Below are 16918 nucleotides of genomic sequence, written 5' to 3'. Positions count from 1 at the left end.
GCGCCAAGGCTGTGCAAATATCGATTTTTATGTCCGACCTGCAAACCTCCACCCCGAATAACGAATCTTTCGCGGCTCTGTTCGAAGAGTCGCTGACCAAGCAAGACATGCGCGCCGGCGAAGTGATCTCCGCCGAAGTCGTGCGCGTCGACCACAACTTCGTGGTCGTCAATGCTGGTCTCAAGTCCGAAGCCTATATTCCGCTCGAAGAGTTCCTGAACGACGCGGGTGAAGTGGAAGTGCAGGCGGGCGACTTCGTTTCCGTCGCGATCGACGCGCTGGAAAACGGCTATGGCGACACCATTCTGTCGCGCGACAAGGCGAAGCGTCTTGCTTCGTGGCTGTCGCTGGAAAAGGCGCTGGACAACAACGAACTCGTGACCGGCACGATCACCGGCAAGGTGAAGGGCGGCATGACCGTGATGGTCAACGGCATCCGCGCGTTCCTGCCGGGTTCGCTCGTCGACACGCGTCCGGTCAAGGACACGACGCCGTACGAAGGCAAGACGCTCGAATTCCGCGTCATCAAGCTCGACCGCAAGCGTAACAACGTCGTGCTGTCGCGCCGCGCCGTCATCGAAGCGACGCAAGGCGAAGAGCGCGCGAAGCTGCTCGAGACGCTGAAGGAAGGCGCGATCGTCGAAGGCGTGGTCAAGAACATCACCGACTACGGCGCGTTCGTGGACCTCGGCGGCATCGACGGCCTGCTGCACATCACCGACATCGCATGGCGTCGTGTGCGTCACCCGTCGGAAGTGCTGTCGGTCGGCCAGGAAGTCACCGCGAAGATCCTCAAGTTCGACCAAGAGAAGAACCGCGTTTCGCTCGGCATCAAGCAACTGGGCGACGATCCGTGGGAAGGCATCTCGCGCCGTTACCCGTCGGGCACGCGCCTGTTCGGCAAGGTCACGAACATCACCGACTACGGCGCATTCGTCGAAGTGGAATCGGGCATCGAAGGCCTGGTTCACGTGTCGGAAATGGACTGGACCAACAAGAACGTCGCGCCGTCGAAGGTTGTTCAGCTCGGTGACGAAGTCGAAGTCATGGTCCTCGAAATCGACGAAGACCGCCGCCGTATCTCGCTCGGCATGAAGCAGTGCAAGCCGAATCCGTGGGATGACTTCAGCCGCAACTTCAAGAAGGGCGACAAGATCAGCGGCGCCATCAAGTCGATCACCGACTTCGGCGTGTTCATCGGTCTGCCTGGCGGCATCGACGGTCTGGTTCACCTGTCGGATCTGTCGTGGTCGGAAACCGGCGAAGAAGCCGTCCGCAAGTACAAGAAGGGCGACGAAGTCGAAGCCGTGGTTCTGGGCATCGACGTCGAGAAGGAGCGCATTTCGCTCGGCATCAAGCAGCTCGAAGGCGATCCGTTCAGCAACTTCGTCGCGATCAACGACAAGGGCGCTATCGTCGACGGCGTCGTGAAGTCGGTCGATCCGAAGGGCGCGGTCATCACGCTGTCGGGCGAAGTCGAAGGCTACCTGCGTGCTTCGGAAATCGCGCAAGACCGCGTGGAAGATGCCCGCAACGTCCTGAAGGAAGGCGACAAGGTCAACGCGATGATCATCAACATCGATCGCAAGTCGCGCGGTATCAACCTGTCGATCAAGGCGAAGGATTCGGCCGAACAGCAGGAAGCCATGCGCGGCCTGCAGGCTTCGGATTCGAACGCCGCCGCGACCGGTACGACCAACCTCGGCGCGCTGCTCAAGGCCAAGCTCGACGGCCAGAACAGCTAAGCCTTAAAGGCACTGCTGCAGTATGACCAAAAGTGAATTGGTCGCCCAGTTGGCGCTGCGATTTCCGCAACTTGTCCTCAAGGACGCGGATTTCGCAGTGAAGACGATGCTCGATGCAATGTCGGAGGCTTTGGCCAACGGTCATCGCATCGAGATTCGCGGCTTCGGCAGCTTCGGGCTCAATCGTCGTCCGTCGCGCGTGGGTCGCAATCCCAAGTCGGGTGAAAAGGTGTTGGTACCGGAGAAATTCGTGCCGCACTTCAAGCCGGGCAAGGAATTGCGCGAACGCGTCGATGGCCGCGCGGGCGAGCCGCTGAAGGCGTCGAATGACGACGATGCGGACGATCTCTGATCGGCGCGCATCGGTGCCGGCCGGTACCTGCGTATGCGGGAAGACCGATCGTCGCGACGTCCGGCCATGAGGCAATCGACCAGAAAGCACCCCTCGGGGTGCTTTTTTTACGTCCGCCGCGCGCGCTTCGCGCCGACGTTGCCGTCCGCACGTTCGGTAGCGCACACAGACGCTTACATTCCGGCCGAAGCGCTGCGCGTGCTTCGATGCGTCCGGCCGAACGCATACATTACAATACCGGTCACTTTGACTCGGGTAATCACGTAGGCCGACCGGCGGGAAGGCCGCGAGATGCAACCGCTCTTGCGAGACCCCACATGAAATTCATTGTCTGGCTGATCCGCGTTCTGGTCTTCGTGCTGCTGCTGGTGCTGGCGCTCGCCAACACTCAAACGGCGGAACTGAAATTCCTCGCAGGCTATGTCTGGCAGGCGCCGCTGATTCTCATCGGGCTCGCGTTCTTCGGCGTGGGCCTGCTGGCGGGGCTCGTCTCGGCGGTCACGCCCATGCTGCGCCTGCGCATGGAGAACGGCCGCCTGCGGCGCGAACTGCGCGTCGCGCGCGAAACGCCGGTGGTCCGGGAAGAACCGCCGATGCCGCCGCTCATCTGAGCGCATCGCGCGCACCGGCGACGCGGCGGGCTTCGCAACCGCCTTAAAAACTGCGAAACGGCAGACACCTAACCGACTCAACGACAAATTCGCATGGATCTAGACTTTTGGTGGCTGCTCGTCATCCCCGTGGCCTTCGCGCTGGGCTGGATGGCGTCGCGTTACGATCTCAAAACGCTGCTGTCGGAGAATGCGAACCTGCCGCGCTCGTACTTTCGCGGCCTCAATTTCCTGCTCAACGAGCAACACGACAAGGCGATCGACGCGTTCATCGAAGTCGCCAAGCTCGATCCCGAAACCATCGAACTGCACTTCGCGCTCGGCAATCTGTTTCGCCGGCGCGGTGAGACGGATCGCGCGATCCGCGTGCATCAGAATTTGTTGAGCCGTGCGGATCTTCCCGCCGCCGAACGCGATCACGCGCTGTATGAACTCGGTCAGGACTTTCTGAAAGCGGGCCTTCTCGATCGCGCCGAAGAGACGTTCCGGTCGCTCGAAGCGGGCGAATACTCGCTCGGCGCGCAGCGCGCGCTGCTCACCATTTACGAGATCGAAAAGGACTGGCCCAAGTCCATCGCGACGGCGGAGCGCATCGAGAAAATGGGCGCGCCTTCTCTGCACATGGAAATCGCGCATTTCCATTGCGAACTCGCCCAGGAAGCGTTGCAGCGCAAGAATCTCGACGATGCGCGCGCCGAACTGAAGCTCGCGCTGGCATCGAACCCGGACAACGTGCGCGCGACCATTCTCGCCGGCGATGTCGAAGCCGCCGCCGGCAATCTCGACGCCGCGATTGCGGGATGGAAGCGCGTCGAAGCGCAGAACGAGGCGTATCTGCCGCTCGTCGCGGAAAAGCTGATGAAGGCTTACGCCGCGCTCGGGCGCAAGGAAGAGGGCGTCGATCTGCTGATCGACTACGCGACGCGCTATCCGTCGAACGATCTGCTGGATGTCGCGTACAAGCACGTTCAGGAACTGCGCGGCCTCGATGCGGCGCACGCGCTCGCACGCAGGCAGATGCAAAGCGCGCCGAATCTCGCCGGCATGACGCGCCTGCTCGAAGCGCAGGAAGCGACCGCCGAGGAGCCGCGCCGAGGCGAACTCGAACTGATGCGCACGCTCGTCAGGCAGCGCACGAAGAATTTGCCGCGATATACCTGTCAGACGTGCGGCTTCCGCGCGCGTCTATTCTATTGGCAGTGTCCTGGATGCAGCGGCTGGGAAACATACACGCCGCGACGCGTCGAACCCATCACGAGCCCGGCCTGAATCGCCGTGAAGGCGGGCGTGTGCTTTTCAACGCCCGCCACGGCCGGCTCCTTTGAAACCAACGGAGAGCTATGAAAGTTACCATCGTGGGTACGGGTTATGTCGGTCTGGTGACCGGCGCATGTCTCGCTGAAATTGGCAATGATGTGTTTTGCGTCGACGTCGATCCGCGCAAGATCGATATCCTCAACAGTGGCGGCGTGCCGATTCACGAGCCGGGCCTTCAGGAAATGCTCAAGCGCACGCGTGCAGCGGGGCGCATTCAGTTCTCCACCGACGTCAAGGCGAGCGTCGAACACGGCGATATCCAGTTCATCGCGGTCGGCACGCCGCCCGACGAAGACGGTTCCGCGGACCTGCAGTACGTGCTCGCGGCGGCGCGCAACATCGGGCGCTATTCGAACGGCTTCAAGGTGATCGTCGACAAATCGACGGTGCCGGTCGGCACGGCGCTGCAAGTGAAGCGCGTCGTCGAAGAAGAACTGAAGGCGCGCGGTCTCGACGGCGCGGACAAGCACGGCTTCTCCGTCGTATCGAATCCGGAGTTCCTGAAGGAAGGCGCGGCGGTGGACGACTTCATGCGACCGGATCGCATCGTGATCGGCATCGACGACGATCAGGCCGGCAATCGCGCGCGCGAAATGATGAAGCGCCTCTACGCGCCGTTCAACCGCAACCACGAACGCACGCTGTACATGGACGTGCGTTCCGCCGAATTCACGAAGTACGCCGCGAACGCGATGCTCGCCACGCGCATCTCGTTCATGAACGACCTTTCGAATCTCGCGGATGCCGTCGGCGCGGATATCGAATCGGTGCGCCGGGGTATTGGCTCGGACCCGCGAATCGGCTATCACTTTCTGTATGCGGGCTGCGGTTATGGCGGCTCGTGCTTCCCGAAGGACGTGCAGGCGCTCGTGCAGACGGCGCGCGAGAACGGGCATCGGCTGCGGATTCTCGAATCCGTGGAAGAGGTCAACAACGGCCAAAAGGAAGTGCTCGTCAACAAGATCATCAAGCGCATGGGCGAAGACCTGCGCGGCCGCACGTTCGCCGTGTGGGGACTCGCGTTCAAGCCGAACACGGACGACATGCGCGAGGCGTCGAGCCGCCGCCTGATCGCGTCGCTATTGGAGCGCGGCGCGACGGTGCGCGCGTATGATCCCGTCGCGATGCAGGAAGCGCAGCGCGTCTTCGCGCTCGATCTTGCCGATCGCAACGACGACATGCAGCGTCTCAATTTCGTGAACACGCAGCAGGAAGCGTTGACGGGCGCCGATGCGCTCGTCATCGTGACGGAGTGGAAGGAATTCAAGAGCCCCGACTTCGGGCACTTGAAGAGCGAGCTGAAGATGCCGGTGATCTTCGATGGCCGCAATCTGTATGAACCGGAAACGATGGCCGAACTGGGCATCGATTATTTTGCAATAGGACGTCCCCATGTCGAACTCGACGGCAATGGCAGCCGGCAATAAGCCGGCCAATATCCCTGTGGTGCCGCGCGCCCGCATTTCGGCGGCGCGCGTGCTGGTGGTCGGCGATGTCATGCTCGACCGGTACTGGTTCGGCGATGTGAACCGCATCTCGCCCGAAGCGCCGGTGCCGGTCGTGCACGTGCAGAAGAAGGAAGATCGTCTGGGCGGCGCGGCGAACGTCGCGCGCAACGCGGCGGCGCTCGGCGCCCAGGCGGGCCTGCTCTGCGTGGTGGGGCATGACGAACCGGGCGAGCGCATCGTCGAATTGCTCGGCGAGAGCAAGGTGACGGGGCATCTCGCCCGCGATCCCGAACTGCTCACGACCATCAAGCTGCGTGTGTTGTCGCGCCAGCAGCAACTGCTGCGCGTCGATTTCGAGAACACGCCGAACCACGAAGTGCTGCGCGCGTGCCAGGAACGCTTCGCGGAACTGCTGCCGCAGCACGACGTCATCCTGATGTCCGATTACGCAAAGGGCGGCCTGACGCACGTCACGCAGATGATCAGCGACGCCAAGGCCGCCGGCAAACCCGTGCTCGTCGATCCGAAAGGCGACGACTGGGAGCGCTATCGCGGCGCGACGCTCATCACGCCGAATCGCGCGGAGTTGCGCGAAGTCGTCGGCCAGTGGAAGTCGGAGGAAGACTTGCACGAACGCGTGACGAAACTGCGCGCGGACCTCGACCTGAGCGCGCTCCTGCTCACGCGTTCGGAGGAGGGCATGACGCTCTTCACGGAGAGCGAAGTGCTGCACAATTCGGCCGAAGCGCGTGAAGTGTATGATGTATCGGGTGCCGGCGACACCGTCATTGCAACGGTCGCAACGATGCTCGGCGCGGGCGTGCCGCTCGTGGACTCCATCGTCTACGCCAATCGCGCGGCGGGTATCGTCGTGGGCAAGCTCGGCACGGCGACCGTCGAATACAACGAACTCTTCGCCTGATCCACTTCCACACATCGCCATGACTTTTATCGTTACCGGAGCGGCCGGCTTCATCGGCAGCAATATCGTCAAGGCGCTCAACGAGCGCGGTGAGCATCGCGTGATCGCGGTTGACAACCTCACCCGCGCCGACAAATTCAAGAATCTGGTCGATTGCGAGATCGACGATTACCTCGACAAAACGGAATTCGTCGAGCGTTTTCGTCGCGGCGATTTCGGCCGCGTGCGTGCCGTTTTCCACGAGGGCGCCTGTTCGGACACGATGGAAACCGACGGCCGCTACATGATGGACAACAACTTCCGCTACAGCCGGGACGTGATGGACATCTGTCTCGAGCAAGGCGCGCAGTTTCTGTACGCGTCGTCGGCGGCGACTTACGGCGGTTCGAGCCGCTTCGTCGAAGAACGGGAACTCGAGAAGCCGCTCAACGTGTACGGCTATTCGAAGTTCCTGTTCGATCAGATCGTGCGTCAGATCCTGCCGAAGGCGGGCAGTCAGATCGTCGGCTTCCGCTACTTCAACGTCTACGGGCCGCGCGAGACGCATAAAGGGCGCATGGCGTCCGTCGCGTTCCACAACTTCAACCAGTTCCGCGCGGAAGGCAAGGTCAAGCTCTTCGGCGAGTACAACGGTTATGCGGCGGGCGAGCAGACGCGCGATTTCGTGTCCGTCGAAGACGTGGTGAAGGTCAATCTGCACTTCCTCGATCATCCGGAGAAGTCGGGCATTTTCAACCTCGGCACCGGGCGGGCGCAGCCGTTCAACGACATCGCGTCCACCGTCGTCAATTCGCTGCGGGCGATGAACGGCGAAGCGCCGCTGTCGCTCGCCGAACTCGTGCAGCGCGGGCTGATCGAATACGTTCCGTTCCCCGATGCGCTGCGCGGCAAGTACCAATGCTTCACGCAAGCCGATCAATCGCGCCTGCGCGCAGCCGGCTACGACGCGCCGTTTTTGACCGTTCAGGAAGGCGTCGATCGCTACGTGCGTTGGCTATTCGGCCAGCTATAAACGGCCTCGAAGTCTCTCTACACTGGTCTCGCGGTCGGCACTGTTCGCCGGCCGGTTCTTCTGGAGACCAGTATGTTCAAGCAAGCACTCTCAACCATCGTCGCGTTCGCGCTCACCCTTTCCATCGGGTCGGCGCTCGCGGCGGTCGACGTCAATACCGCCAATACCGATGCGCTGCGCGGCATCAAGGGCATCGGTCCGGCGAAAGCGAAAGCCATTCTCGACGAACGTCAGGCGCACGGCCCGTTCAAGGACGCAGCCGATCTCAGCTCGCGCGTGAAAGGCATGGGCGGCAAGACCGTGCAGCGTCTGGAGGCGGAGGGCCTGAGCATCGGCAACGCGCCGAAGACGGCAGCCGCCGGGACTAACGGCGCTAACGGCGTGAACGCGACGCCGGTGGTGTCGTCGGCGGCTTCGAAGCCGGTCGTCGTCAAGAAGTAAGCAGCGCGGCGTGCCGGCGCTGCCTCCGCGCCGGCACGCCGGATCGGATCACGCTCCTTCAGCCTTCGGATGGTTTGGGCTCCCCGCGGCTGTCTCGCCGCGGGTTTTTGCGTGAGCGCGGAAGCCATCCGCGCAAGAGGGGCGCGACGCATCCGGGAGACCGGTGGGCTACAATCGATCAATTCCTACCTCACAATCCCCCGAGCGCCGCCGATGCGTTCGCCGCGGGATTCGACATCCGGTCCGCTTATGGCTTACATGACTATCGAAGACACGATCGGCAACACGCCGCTCGTGCAACTCGTCCGCGTCGTGGACGATGAAATCCGCAGCCGCAATAACGTCGTGCTGGGCAAGCTCGAAGGCAATAACCCGGCGGGCTCGGTGAAAGACCGTCCGGCCTTGTCGATGATCAGGAAAGCTGAAGAGCGCGGCCGCATCAAGCCGGGCGACACGCTGATCGAAGCGACGAGCGGCAACACGGGCATCGCGCTCGCCATGGCCGCCGCCGTGCGCGGCTACAAGATGGTGCTGATCATGCCGGAGGATTTGTCGATCGAACGTCGCCAGAGCATGGGCGCGTACGGCGCGCAGATCATCCTGACGCCGGTGACGGGCGGCATGGAATACGCGCGCGATCTCGCCGAGCAGATGCAGCGCGACGGCAAGGGCATCATCCTCGATCAGTTCGCGAATCCGGACAATCCGCTCGCGCACTACGAAACGACCGGCCCGGAACTCTGGCAGCAGACCGACGGCCGCATCACGCACTTCGTCTCGTCGATGGGCACGACGGGCACGATCATGGGCGTGTCGAAGTATCTGAAAGAGAAGAACGCGAATATTGAGATCGTCGGCGCGCAGCCGGAAGAAGGCTCGCGCATTCCGGGCATTCGCAAGTGGCCGGAAGCGTATCTGCCGAAGATTTTCGATCGCAGCCGCGTCGATCGCGTGGAGAACGTGAGTCAGGCGGCGTCGGAAGCGATGGCTCGGCGGCTCGCATCGGTGGAAGGCATTTTCGCCGGCATTTCGTCGGGCGGCGCGTGTGAAGTCGCGTTGCGCGTGGCGCGCCAGGTGGAGAACGCGACCATCGTGTTCGTCGTGTGCGACCGTGGCGACCGCTATCTGTCGACGGGCGTTTTCCCCGCCTGAACGAACAACGCGCGGTCGCCGCAACCGGCGAACCGCGCGTTTTTATCGGATGCCGCTTACTGGCTGGCGCTCGTCGCCGCCATGCGTGCTTTCACCGCTTCGCCGAGCTGATACACCGCGAGCGCATAAAAGAAGCTGCGGTTATAGCGCGTCAGCACGTAGAAGTTCTTGAGGCCGAGCGTGTACTCGGTCGCGCGGCCGGGCGTCGGCAGATCGACGACAGTCAGCGGCGTCGCCGCTTCAGCCGCGACATCCAGTCCCGGCTCGGCCATCAGCATGCCGGCCTTCGTCAACTGGGCGAGCGACCAGTGCGGCTCCGCCTGACCATCGGCGGCGGCTTGCGCGATGCCCTGGCTGCCTTCATCGCCCGCAATGCGCCACACGACCGGACGGCCCGGCTCCCAGCCGTTCTGCTTCAGATAATTCGCGACGCTGCCGATGGCATCGGCCTGGCTCGTGCGCAGATCGATGCGGCCGTTGCCGTCGAAATCCACCGCGTATTGCACGATGCTGCTCGGCAGGAACTGCGGAATGCCGATCGCGCCGGTGTACGAGCCGAGCACGGTCGACGGATCGATCTGCGAATCGCGCGTCCACACCAGCAGGTCTTCGAGATTCTTGCGGAACGTCGCCTGACGTTCGAGGCGGTTCGGCGTGTTCGGGTAATCGAACGTGAGCGTGGTCAGCGCATCGAGCGCGCGAAAGTTGCCCATGTAGCGGCCGTAGATGGTCTCCACGCCGATGATCCCGACGATCACCTCCGGCGGCACGCCGAACTGCGCGGACGCGCGTTGCAGCGTCGCCTGATTCGCGCGCCAGAACTTCACGCCCGCGTCGATGCGCACCGGCTCGATGAAGCGCGACTGATATACGCGCCAGTTCTTCGTCGACGGCGTCGGCGACGGCAGCACCAGTTTCACGGCCGTCGCGGAATAGCTCACGCGATTGAAGAGATCGTGCAGCTTCGCGGAATCGAAGTCGTAGCGCGCGACCATGTCGTTGATGAACGCTTCGACATTCGGGTTGTTCGCGTAACGCTGCGGCACGATCTCTTCTTCGAACACTTGCCCTTGCTGCGTGGCGTTTTGCGGCTGCTGGGACTGCGCCACGGCACTGGTGCCGGACATGACGCCGATCGCGCAGAAGAGGGAAGCGATGAACGCGCGCGTCAGCGGCCTGAAGGCGGAGTCGAGCGGGGCAAACTGAAAAGTCATAGTGTGCGTGATGAGGCGATAGGGGGCGATGCCGGATATTCGAGCGCGCTTTCTTCGACGCGCCGCCGTTCCCGATGCAACGATTCTCGACCGGACGCAACGTCCTGCAACATGCCGTCGATCATGGCCCGGCCTGCCGAGGCGTCGGGGCAGTATAACCGACGCCCCACGCGCGCAAGCCCGATGCCCGCCCGGAAGCAGCGGTTCGGAACGGTGTGGTAACTTAACGCCAAAGACGCGGCGCGGGAATCGCGTATGACGAAAAAACACGAGACGAGAGCCGACGACAACGGCACTGCGAGACATCATGGCCACCGGCTTCTATACCCATCCCGACTGCCTGCAGCATGACAACGGCCAGTGGCATCCCGAGTGCCCGGCGCGGCTGCAGGCGATCGAAGACCAGCTCATCGCGAGCCGCATCGATTCCCTGATCGAGCGCGAAGAAGCGCCGCTCGCCGAGGAGATCGATCTCGCGCGGGTGCACACGCAGGCGCATATCGATTACATCAAGAGCCGGACGCCCGAGCACGGGCGCAGCGAGCTCGATCCCGATACGTCGATGTGCCCGGCGTCGTATCGTGCGGCGCTGCGAGCGGCGGGCGCGGCGATCGCCGCCACCGACGCGGTCATCGAAGGGCGTTACGACAACGCGTTCTGCAGCGTGCGTCCGCCGGGGCATCACGCGGAGCCCGCGCGCGCGATGGGCTTTTGTCTCTTCAACAACGTCGCGATTGCGGCGCGTCACGCGCTCGAAGTGCACGGCTTGCAGCGCGTCGCCGTGATCGATTTCGACGTGCATCACGGCAACGGCACCGAAGCCGCCTTCACCGGCGACTCGCGCGTGCTGATGTGCAGCTTCTTCCAGCATCCGTTCTATCCGTTCAGCGGCGCGGACAATCACGCGTCGAACATGGTGAACGTGCCGCTGCCCGCGCGCACGAAAGGCATGGCGGTGCGCGAGGTCGTCGATCTGATGTGGCTGCCGCGTCTGGACGAGTTCAAGCCGCAGATGATCTTCGTGTCAGCCGGCTTCGACGCGCATCGCGAGGACGATCTCGGCAACATGGGCCTCGTCGAAGACGACTACGCGTGGATCACCGAGCAGATTCGCGCGGTGGCGAAGCGCCACGCGCAAGGCCGCATCGTGAGTTGTCTGGAAGGCGGATACAACCTGTCGGCGCTCGGGCGTAGCGTGGTCGCGCACTTGCGCTCGCTCGCGGAAATCTAGACCGGGCGGCTGCGCGCATAGTCCGCGCGCACCGTCGTCCAGTCGATGATCGCGCGGATCACGCGGTCGCGGTCGAGGTCGTTCAGCGTCTCGTGATAGCTGCCTTCGTAGATGGCGAGCGTCGCGTCGGTCGAACCGGCGCTGGCTTCGAATTCGCGTGTGCCCGCCGGATCGCAGATGGCGTCGGCGGCGCCGTGGAAGATCAGATACGGCAACTCGATTTCGGCGCGTTTCGCCGCGATACGTTCCATCGCCGCGAGAATCTGCGCGGCGGTGCGCGCGGTAATGGGTCCGTGATGCACGAGCGGATCGCGCCGATATGCCTCCACGACGCCCGGTGCCCGCGACAGCAACGCGGCATCGATTTCGAACGCGCGCCAGCGCGGCAGCAGCGTCCCGACGATCCGGCTCAGCTTCACTTTCCAGCGCGGCATTTGTTGACCGGGCACGAGCGCCGGACTCGACAGAATCAGTCCGGCGAGTTTGCGCGTCTGCGCGCGTTCGGCGGCGTACAGGGCGGCGATCGTTCCGCCCATGCTGTGGCCCATCAGGAAGAGCGGCGTATTCGTCGGCGGGGTGGCGGCGCACGCTTCGAGCAGCACGTCGGCATCGCTCAGATAGTCGCTGAAAACGCGCACGTAGGCGCGCTCGCCCGTCGACTTGCCGTGTCCGCGCAAATCGAGCGCGATCAGTTCGATGCCCGCCGCGTTCAGCGCCAGCGCGAGCGCGTCGTAGCGGCCGCCGTGCTCGCCCAGTCCGTGCAGCAGCGCGATGCGCGCCCGCAGTTCGGTCGGCGGCGCAGGCTGCCAGCGATGCAGAAAGAGTTCGACGCCTTGCCGTGTCGTAATCGTGCTCGTCGAATAAACGTTCCGTGCCATGAGCCTTTAAATATCCCGCAGTAATTAGTCGATCGGAATTCATTATTAAACAGAATGATGGCCGTCCTGTAAAATTACGCTTCTCATAAAACAGCAGAAAAACCAGCGGCGGCCGGCTGCGCGGGTGTCTTCACCCGGCGAAGCCTTCCGCCGTTTGCATTTTCATGACCGGCGCATGATCGAAATTCGTAATCTCTCGCAGCGCTTCGCGGGACCCCGAGGCTGGGTCGAAGCGCTGCATAACGTCAATCTGGCGATTCCCGCCGGCGAAATCTTCGGCATCATCGGGCGCAGCGGGGCGGGCAAGAGCACGCTGGTCCGCACGATCAACCTGCTCACGCGTCCGAGCGAAGGCAATGTCGTCGTCGATGGACGCGATCTCACCACGCTCGGCAAGGACGATCTGCGCGCCGCGCGCCGCGACATCGGCATGATCTTTCAGCACTTCAATTTGCTGTCGTCGCGCACGGTGTTCGGCAATGTCGCGCTGCCGCTCGAACTCGCGGGCAAGAATCGCGCGGAGATCGAAGAGACCGTTCTGCCGCTGCTCGATCTCGTGGGCCTCACGCAGCACAAGGACAAATATCCGGCGCAGATCAGCGGCGGCCAGAAGCAGCGCGTGGGCATCGCGCGGGCGCTCGCGAGCAAGCCGAGCGTGCTGCTGTCCGACGAAGCCACCTCCGCGCTCGATCCGGAAACCACGCGCGCCATTCTGGATTTGCTGCGCAAGATCAATCGCGAACTCGGTCTGACGATCGTGCTCATCACGCACCAGATGGAAGTGATCAAGCAGGTCTGCGATCGCGTCGCGGTGCTCGATGCCGGTCGCGTCGTCGAAGAAGGCAAGGTGGTCGATGTCTTCATGCAGCCGCGTCACGAAGTCACGCGCGCGCTGATCGGCGATGTCATCGCGCACGAGTTGCCGCCTGCGCTGAAGGCGCGCGTCGCGGAGCGTCTTTCGACCGGCAGCGGCCATTTGCTGCGGCTCGCGTTCACGGGCTCGGGCGTCGATCAGCCGATTCTCTCGGAAACGATTCGCCGCTACGAACTCGATTTCAACATCCTGCACGGCCAGATCGATGAGATTCAGGGCCAGGCGTTCGGCTCGCTCGCGGTACTCGCGGGCGGACAGCCGGTGAAGGTCGCCGAGGCGATCGCTTATTTGCGCTCGCAAGGCGTCGTGGTAGAGGAGCTTTCCCATGTTGAGTGAAATGTTCGACATGTTCGTGCAGTCGTTTTGGGAGACGCTGGTCATGGTCGGCATCTCGGGACTCGTCGGCGCGGCGCTCGGCTTGCCGCTCGGCGTGCTGCTCTATCTGACCGATCGCGACGGCGTGCTGCAGAACGTCGGCGTGAATCGCGTGCTCGGCGGCGTCGTCAACGCGGTGCGCTCGACGCCGTTCATCATCCTGCTCGTCGCGGTGATTCCGTTCACGCGGCTCGTCGTCGGATCGTCGATCGGCACGGCGGCGGCAGTCGTGCCGCTGACCATCGCGGCGGCGCCGTTCATCGCGCGTCTCGTCGAAACCGCGCTGCGCGAAGTGGACCGCGGGCTCATCGAAGCGGCTCAGGCGATGGGCGCGACCACGAGCCAGATCGTGTTCAAGGTGCTGTTGCCGGAATCGCTGCCGGGCGTCGTCGCGGGGTTGACGATCACGTTCGTGTCGCTCGTCGGCTATTCGGCGATGGCGGGCGCGATCGGCGGCGGCGGCCTGGGCGATCTGGGCATCCGCTACGGCTATCAGCGCTTCCTGCCCGAAGTGATGCTGACGGTCGTCGTGATCCTGATCGTCTTCGTGCAGCTCGTGCAGTCGTTCGGCGACTGGCTCGTGCGCCGTCTGAGTCATAAATAAAACCATCGAAAGGAAAGGTCAGCAGATGCAACGTCGATTCATTCTGAAGTTCGCAGCCGCGCTGGGCGCGGCGTCGCTGTTCGGCGCGGCTCATGCCGATGACAACGCCATCAAGGTCGGCGTGACGGGCGGCCCGCACGCGCAGGTCATGGAAGTGGTGAAGCAGGTCGCCGCGAAGAACGGGCTGAAGATCACCGTCATCGAGTTCTCGGACTACGTGCAGCCGAATGCCGCGCTCGCCGCCGGCGATCTCGACGCGAACAGCTATCAGCATCAGCCGTATCTCGACGCGCAAGTGAAGGATCGCGGCTACAAGCTCATCAAGGTGGCCGATACCGTTACGTTCCCGATGGGCATCTATTCGAAGAAGCTCAAGTCGCTCTCCGAATTGCAGAACGGCGCGCGCATCGCGGTGCCGAACGATCCGACCAACGGCGGCCGCGCCTTGCTGCTGCTTCAGAAGCAAGGCTTGCTGAAGCTGCGCGCGGACGCGGGGCTGAAGGCGACGCCGCTCGATATCGTCGAGAATCCGAAGAAGCTGAAGATCGTGGAACTGGACGCGGCGCAGATTCCGCGCTCGCTCGCCGACGTGGATGCCGCCGCCATCAACACGAACTTCGCGATGGAAGCGGGCCTCAAGCCGAAGTCGGACGCGATCGCCATTGAAGATCCGCACGGCCCGTACGCGAACATCATCGCGATCCGCGCCGCCGACAAGAACAAGCCGTGGGTCGGCAAGCTCGTCGCCGCGTATCACTCGGCAGAAGTGAAGCAGTTCATCGAAGGCAAGTACGCGGGCGCGGTCATCACGGCGTGGTAATCGCGGCGACGGCTGTTGGGGTTTTTTGGGATTGAAATCGAACGGTCGTTCTTTTACATTGGACGCAAGCTCGATTCAATCCCAATCTATTGCACGCTGACCCGGCCCACCCGTTTAAGGGGGGAAATGGCGGACGCGCCGCTCGTATAATGAGCCTGGGTTGACGTAATCGTAACTTTGGAGCGTGTGCATGAAAATTCTGGTGCCAGTCAAGCGCGTGGTCGACTACAACGTGAAGGTCCGCGTGAAGTCGGACAACACGGGCGTCGATATCGCCAACGTGAAGATGTCGATGAACCCGTTCGATGAAATCGCCGTGGAAGAGGCGGTTCGTCTGAAGGAAGCGGGCGTGGCGACTGAGGTGATCGCCGTGTCGTGCGGCGTGACGCAGTGTCAGGAAACGCTGCGCACGGCGCTCGCGATCGGTGCGGACCGCGCGATTCTCGTCGAGTCGAGCGAAGATCTGCAGCCGCTCGCCGTCGCGAAGATTTTGAAGGCGCTTGTCGATCAGGAAAAGCCTGAACTGGTGATTCTCGGCAAGCAGGCCATCGACGATGATTCGAATCAAACCGGTCAGATGCTCGCGGCGCTGGCGGGTCTGCCGCAAGCGACGTTCGCATCGAAAGTGACCGTTGCCGATGGCAAAGCCACCGTATCGCGCGAAGTCGATGGCGGCGCGGAAACGCTGTCGCTCAAGCTGCCTGCCGTGGTCACAACCGACCTGCGCCTGAACGAGCCGCGCTATGTGACGCTGCCGAACATCATGAAGGCGAAGAAGAAGCCGCTGACGACGGTGAAGCCCGCCGATCTGGGCGTCGATGTCACGCCGCGTCTGAAGACGCTGAAGGTCGTCGAGCCGCCGAAGCGCAGCGCGGGCGTCACGGTGCCCGACGTCGGCACGCTGGTCCAGAAGTTGAAGAACGAAGCAAAGGTGATCTGATGACGACTCTCGTAATAGCTGAACACGATAATGCGTCGATCAAATCGGCGACGCTGAACACGGTCGCGGCAGCGGCCAAGATGGGCGGCGACGTGCATGTGCTCATCGCCGGTTCGAACGCGCAAGGCGCGGCGGATGCGGCGGCGAAGATCGCGGGCGTGTCCAAGGTGCTGCTCGCCGATGCGCCTCAACTCGCCGAAGGCCTCGCTGAGAACGTCGAAGCGACGGTGCTGAACATCGCGAAGGATTACTCGCACATCGTCGCGCCGGCTACGGCTTACGGCAAGAACGTTGCGCCGCGCATCGCGGCTCATCTCGATGTCGCCCAAATCAGCGACATCACTGCAGTCATCAGCGCCGATACCTTCGAGCGCCCTATCTACGCGGGCAACGCAATCGCGACGGTTCAATCGAGCGATCCGATCAAGGTCATCACCGTTCGCGGCACCGGCTTCGATGCGGTCGCGGCGGAAGGCGGCAATGCATCGGTCGAGAAAATCGAAGCGGCGCCGGATGCGGGTATCTCGTCGTTCGTGAGCCGTGAAGTGACGAAGCTGGATCGGCCGGAACTGACGAGCGCGCAAATCATCGTGTCGGGTGGTCGTGGGCTTGGCAGCGGCGAGAACTACACGCAAGTGCTGGAACCGCTCGCCGACAAGCTCGGCGCGGCGCTCGGCGCATCGCGTGCGGCGGTCGATGCGGGTTATGTCCCGAACGACTATCAAGTCGGTCAGACGGGCAAGATCGTCGCGCCGCAGTTGTATGTCGCGGTCGGCATCTCGGGCGCGATTCAGCACCTGGCCGGCATGAAGGACAGCAAGGTTATCGTGGCGATCAACAAGGACGCCGAAGCGCCGATCTTCAGCGTGGCCGATTATGGCCTCGTCGGCGATCTGTTCGCGGTCGTGCCGGAACTGGTCAAAGAGCTCGGCTGAGCGCGCGCGGCGTGAGCCGCTGCACGCTGGAGCGAAGGGCGCGACGA

The 16918-nt window shown here is 63.1% G+C and carries 17 protein-coding genes; 15 read left to right on the top strand and 2 right to left on the bottom strand.

The window, feature by feature from the left end:
• The first annotated feature begins 11 nt into the window (after positions 1 to 11).
• The 9 genes from rpsA to cysM all read left to right on the top strand — a co-directional run bounded on the left by rpsA (position 12) and on the right by cysM (position 9000).
• The gene (rpsA, locus tag NCR39_RS09940; protein WP_250452018.1) at positions 12 to 1745 is read left to right on the top strand and encodes a 30S ribosomal protein S1; all 1734 of its coding nucleotides are present in this window, start codon (positions 12 to 14) and stop codon (positions 1743 to 1745) included.
• A 22-nt stretch (positions 1746 to 1767) separates the two neighbouring features.
• Positions 1768 to 2097, top strand: a complete 330-nt coding sequence (locus NCR39_RS09935; RefSeq protein ID WP_035959682.1) for an integration host factor subunit beta — start codon at positions 1768 to 1770, stop codon at positions 2095 to 2097.
• A 317-nt stretch (positions 2098 to 2414) separates the two neighbouring features.
• Entirely contained in the window at positions 2415 to 2708 is a 294-nt protein-coding gene (locus NCR39_RS09930) for a LapA family protein (protein WP_250452017.1), read from the top strand.
• A gap of 93 nt (positions 2709 to 2801) precedes the next feature.
• Complete coding sequence (gene lapB / locus NCR39_RS09925; protein ID WP_040051334.1) at positions 2802 to 3977, top strand: lipopolysaccharide assembly protein LapB; 1176 nt, start codon at positions 2802 to 2804, stop codon at positions 3975 to 3977.
• 71 nt (positions 3978 to 4048) lie between these two features.
• Positions 4049 to 5452: a UDP-glucose dehydrogenase family protein gene (locus NCR39_RS09920; protein ID WP_250452016.1), complete on the top strand. Its 1404-nt coding sequence runs from the start codon at positions 4049 to 4051 to the stop codon at positions 5450 to 5452.
• Complete coding sequence (gene rfaE1, locus NCR39_RS09915; RefSeq protein WP_250452015.1) at positions 5418 to 6395, top strand: D-glycero-beta-D-manno-heptose-7-phosphate kinase; 978 nt, start codon at positions 5418 to 5420, stop codon at positions 6393 to 6395. The genes NCR39_RS09920 and rfaE1 overlap by 35 nt, the downstream gene beginning before the upstream one ends.
• 19 nt (positions 6396 to 6414) lie before the next feature.
• On the top strand, positions 6415 to 7407 hold the full coding sequence (gene rfaD / locus NCR39_RS09910) for an ADP-glyceromanno-heptose 6-epimerase (protein ID WP_250452014.1): 993 nt from the start codon (positions 6415 to 6417) through the stop codon (positions 7405 to 7407).
• A gap of 72 nt (positions 7408 to 7479) precedes the next feature.
• Positions 7480 to 7848: a ComEA family DNA-binding protein gene (locus NCR39_RS09905; protein WP_250452013.1), complete on the top strand. Its 369-nt coding sequence runs from the start codon at positions 7480 to 7482 to the stop codon at positions 7846 to 7848.
• Between the two features lie 249 nt (positions 7849 to 8097).
• Positions 8098 to 9000 carry a cysteine synthase CysM gene (cysM, locus tag NCR39_RS09900; protein ID WP_250452012.1) on the top strand — a complete coding sequence of 301 codons (903 nt, stop codon included), beginning with the start codon at positions 8098 to 8100 and terminating at the stop codon, positions 8998 to 9000.
• 56 nt (positions 9001 to 9056) lie between these two features.
• On the opposite strand, the gene mltB is transcribed toward cysM, so the two are convergent.
• Positions 9057 to 10214, bottom strand: a complete 1158-nt coding sequence (gene mltB, locus NCR39_RS09895; protein WP_250452011.1) for a lytic murein transglycosylase B — start codon at positions 10212 to 10214, stop codon at positions 9057 to 9059.
• A gap of 307 nt (positions 10215 to 10521) precedes the next feature.
• Here mltB and NCR39_RS09890 point away from each other — a divergent pair, with 307 nt between their 5' ends.
• A complete protein-coding gene (locus NCR39_RS09890; RefSeq protein WP_250452010.1) occupies positions 10522 to 11445 on the top strand; it encodes a histone deacetylase family protein in 924 nt (307 codons plus the stop codon).
• On the opposite strand, the gene NCR39_RS09885 is transcribed toward NCR39_RS09890, so the two are convergent.
• A complete protein-coding gene (locus NCR39_RS09885; RefSeq protein ID WP_250452009.1) occupies positions 11442 to 12323 on the bottom strand; it encodes an alpha/beta hydrolase in 882 nt (293 codons plus the stop codon). The two genes, NCR39_RS09890 and NCR39_RS09885, sit on opposite strands and share 4 nt — an antisense overlap.
• A gap of 175 nt (positions 12324 to 12498) precedes the next feature.
• Here NCR39_RS09885 and NCR39_RS09880 point away from each other — a divergent pair, with 175 nt between their 5' ends.
• From NCR39_RS09880 to NCR39_RS09860, 5 genes are all read left to right on the top strand, one after another.
• The gene (locus tag NCR39_RS09880) at positions 12499 to 13533 is read left to right on the top strand and encodes a methionine ABC transporter ATP-binding protein (protein WP_250452008.1); all 1035 of its coding nucleotides are present in this window, start codon (positions 12499 to 12501) and stop codon (positions 13531 to 13533) included.
• On the top strand, positions 13523 to 14176 hold the full coding sequence (locus NCR39_RS09875) for a methionine ABC transporter permease (protein ID WP_250452007.1): 654 nt from the start codon (positions 13523 to 13525) through the stop codon (positions 14174 to 14176). Before NCR39_RS09880 ends, NCR39_RS09875 begins: the two co-directional genes overlap by 11 nt.
• Positions 14177 to 14201: 25 nt before the next feature.
• The gene (locus tag NCR39_RS09870) at positions 14202 to 14996 is read left to right on the top strand and encodes a MetQ/NlpA family ABC transporter substrate-binding protein (RefSeq protein ID WP_087128241.1); all 795 of its coding nucleotides are present in this window, start codon (positions 14202 to 14204) and stop codon (positions 14994 to 14996) included.
• A gap of 190 nt (positions 14997 to 15186) precedes the next feature.
• The gene (locus NCR39_RS09865; RefSeq protein ID WP_250452006.1) at positions 15187 to 15936 is read left to right on the top strand and encodes an electron transfer flavoprotein subunit beta/FixA family protein; all 750 of its coding nucleotides are present in this window, start codon (positions 15187 to 15189) and stop codon (positions 15934 to 15936) included.
• Positions 15936 to 16871, top strand: a complete 936-nt coding sequence (locus NCR39_RS09860; RefSeq protein ID WP_250452005.1) for an electron transfer flavoprotein subunit alpha/FixB family protein — start codon at positions 15936 to 15938, stop codon at positions 16869 to 16871. Before NCR39_RS09865 ends, NCR39_RS09860 begins: the two co-directional genes overlap by 1 nt.
• Positions 16872 to 16918: the final 47 nt, after the last annotated feature.

Source organism: Caballeronia sp. ATUFL_M2_KS44, from assembly GCF_023630965.1.
GTDB classification, from domain to species: Bacteria; Pseudomonadota; Gammaproteobacteria; order Burkholderiales; family Burkholderiaceae; genus Caballeronia; species Caballeronia concitans.
The sequence above is the reverse complement of the archived record's forward strand: the minus strand, read 5'-3'. Positions and strand labels throughout refer to the sequence as shown.

Coding starts and splice junctions, on each gene's coding strand:
- NCR39_RS09935 (WP_035959682.1), top strand. CDS start 1,768: ATGACCAAAAGTGAATTGGTCGCCCAGTTGGCGCTGCGATTTCCGCAA.
- NCR39_RS09930 (WP_250452017.1), top strand. CDS start 2,415: ATGAAATTCATTGTCTGGCTGATCCGCGTTCTGGTCTTCGTGCTGCTG.
- lapB (WP_040051334.1), top strand. CDS start 2,802: ATGGATCTAGACTTTTGGTGGCTGCTCGTCATCCCCGTGGCCTTCGCG.
- NCR39_RS09920 (WP_250452016.1), top strand. CDS start 4,049: ATGAAAGTTACCATCGTGGGTACGGGTTATGTCGGTCTGGTGACCGGC.
- rfaE1 (WP_250452015.1), top strand. CDS start 5,418: ATGTCGAACTCGACGGCAATGGCAGCCGGCAATAAGCCGGCCAATATC.
- rfaD (WP_250452014.1), top strand. CDS start 6,415: ATGACTTTTATCGTTACCGGAGCGGCCGGCTTCATCGGCAGCAATATC.
- NCR39_RS09905 (WP_250452013.1), top strand. CDS start 7,480: ATGTTCAAGCAAGCACTCTCAACCATCGTCGCGTTCGCGCTCACCCTT.
- cysM (WP_250452012.1), top strand. CDS start 8,098: ATGGCTTACATGACTATCGAAGACACGATCGGCAACACGCCGCTCGTG.
- mltB (WP_250452011.1), bottom strand. CDS start 10,214: ATGACTTTTCAGTTTGCCCCGCTCGACTCCGCCTTCAGGCCGCTGACG.
- NCR39_RS09890 (WP_250452010.1), top strand. CDS start 10,522: ATGGCCACCGGCTTCTATACCCATCCCGACTGCCTGCAGCATGACAAC.
- NCR39_RS09885 (WP_250452009.1), bottom strand. CDS start 12,323: ATGGCACGGAACGTTTATTCGACGAGCACGATTACGACACGGCAAGGC.
- NCR39_RS09880 (WP_250452008.1), top strand. CDS start 12,499: ATGATCGAAATTCGTAATCTCTCGCAGCGCTTCGCGGGACCCCGAGGC.
- NCR39_RS09875 (WP_250452007.1), top strand. CDS start 13,523: ATGTTGAGTGAAATGTTCGACATGTTCGTGCAGTCGTTTTGGGAGACG.
- NCR39_RS09870 (WP_087128241.1), top strand. CDS start 14,202: ATGCAACGTCGATTCATTCTGAAGTTCGCAGCCGCGCTGGGCGCGGCG.
- NCR39_RS09865 (WP_250452006.1), top strand. CDS start 15,187: ATGAAAATTCTGGTGCCAGTCAAGCGCGTGGTCGACTACAACGTGAAG.
- NCR39_RS09860 (WP_250452005.1), top strand. CDS start 15,936: ATGACGACTCTCGTAATAGCTGAACACGATAATGCGTCGATCAAATCG.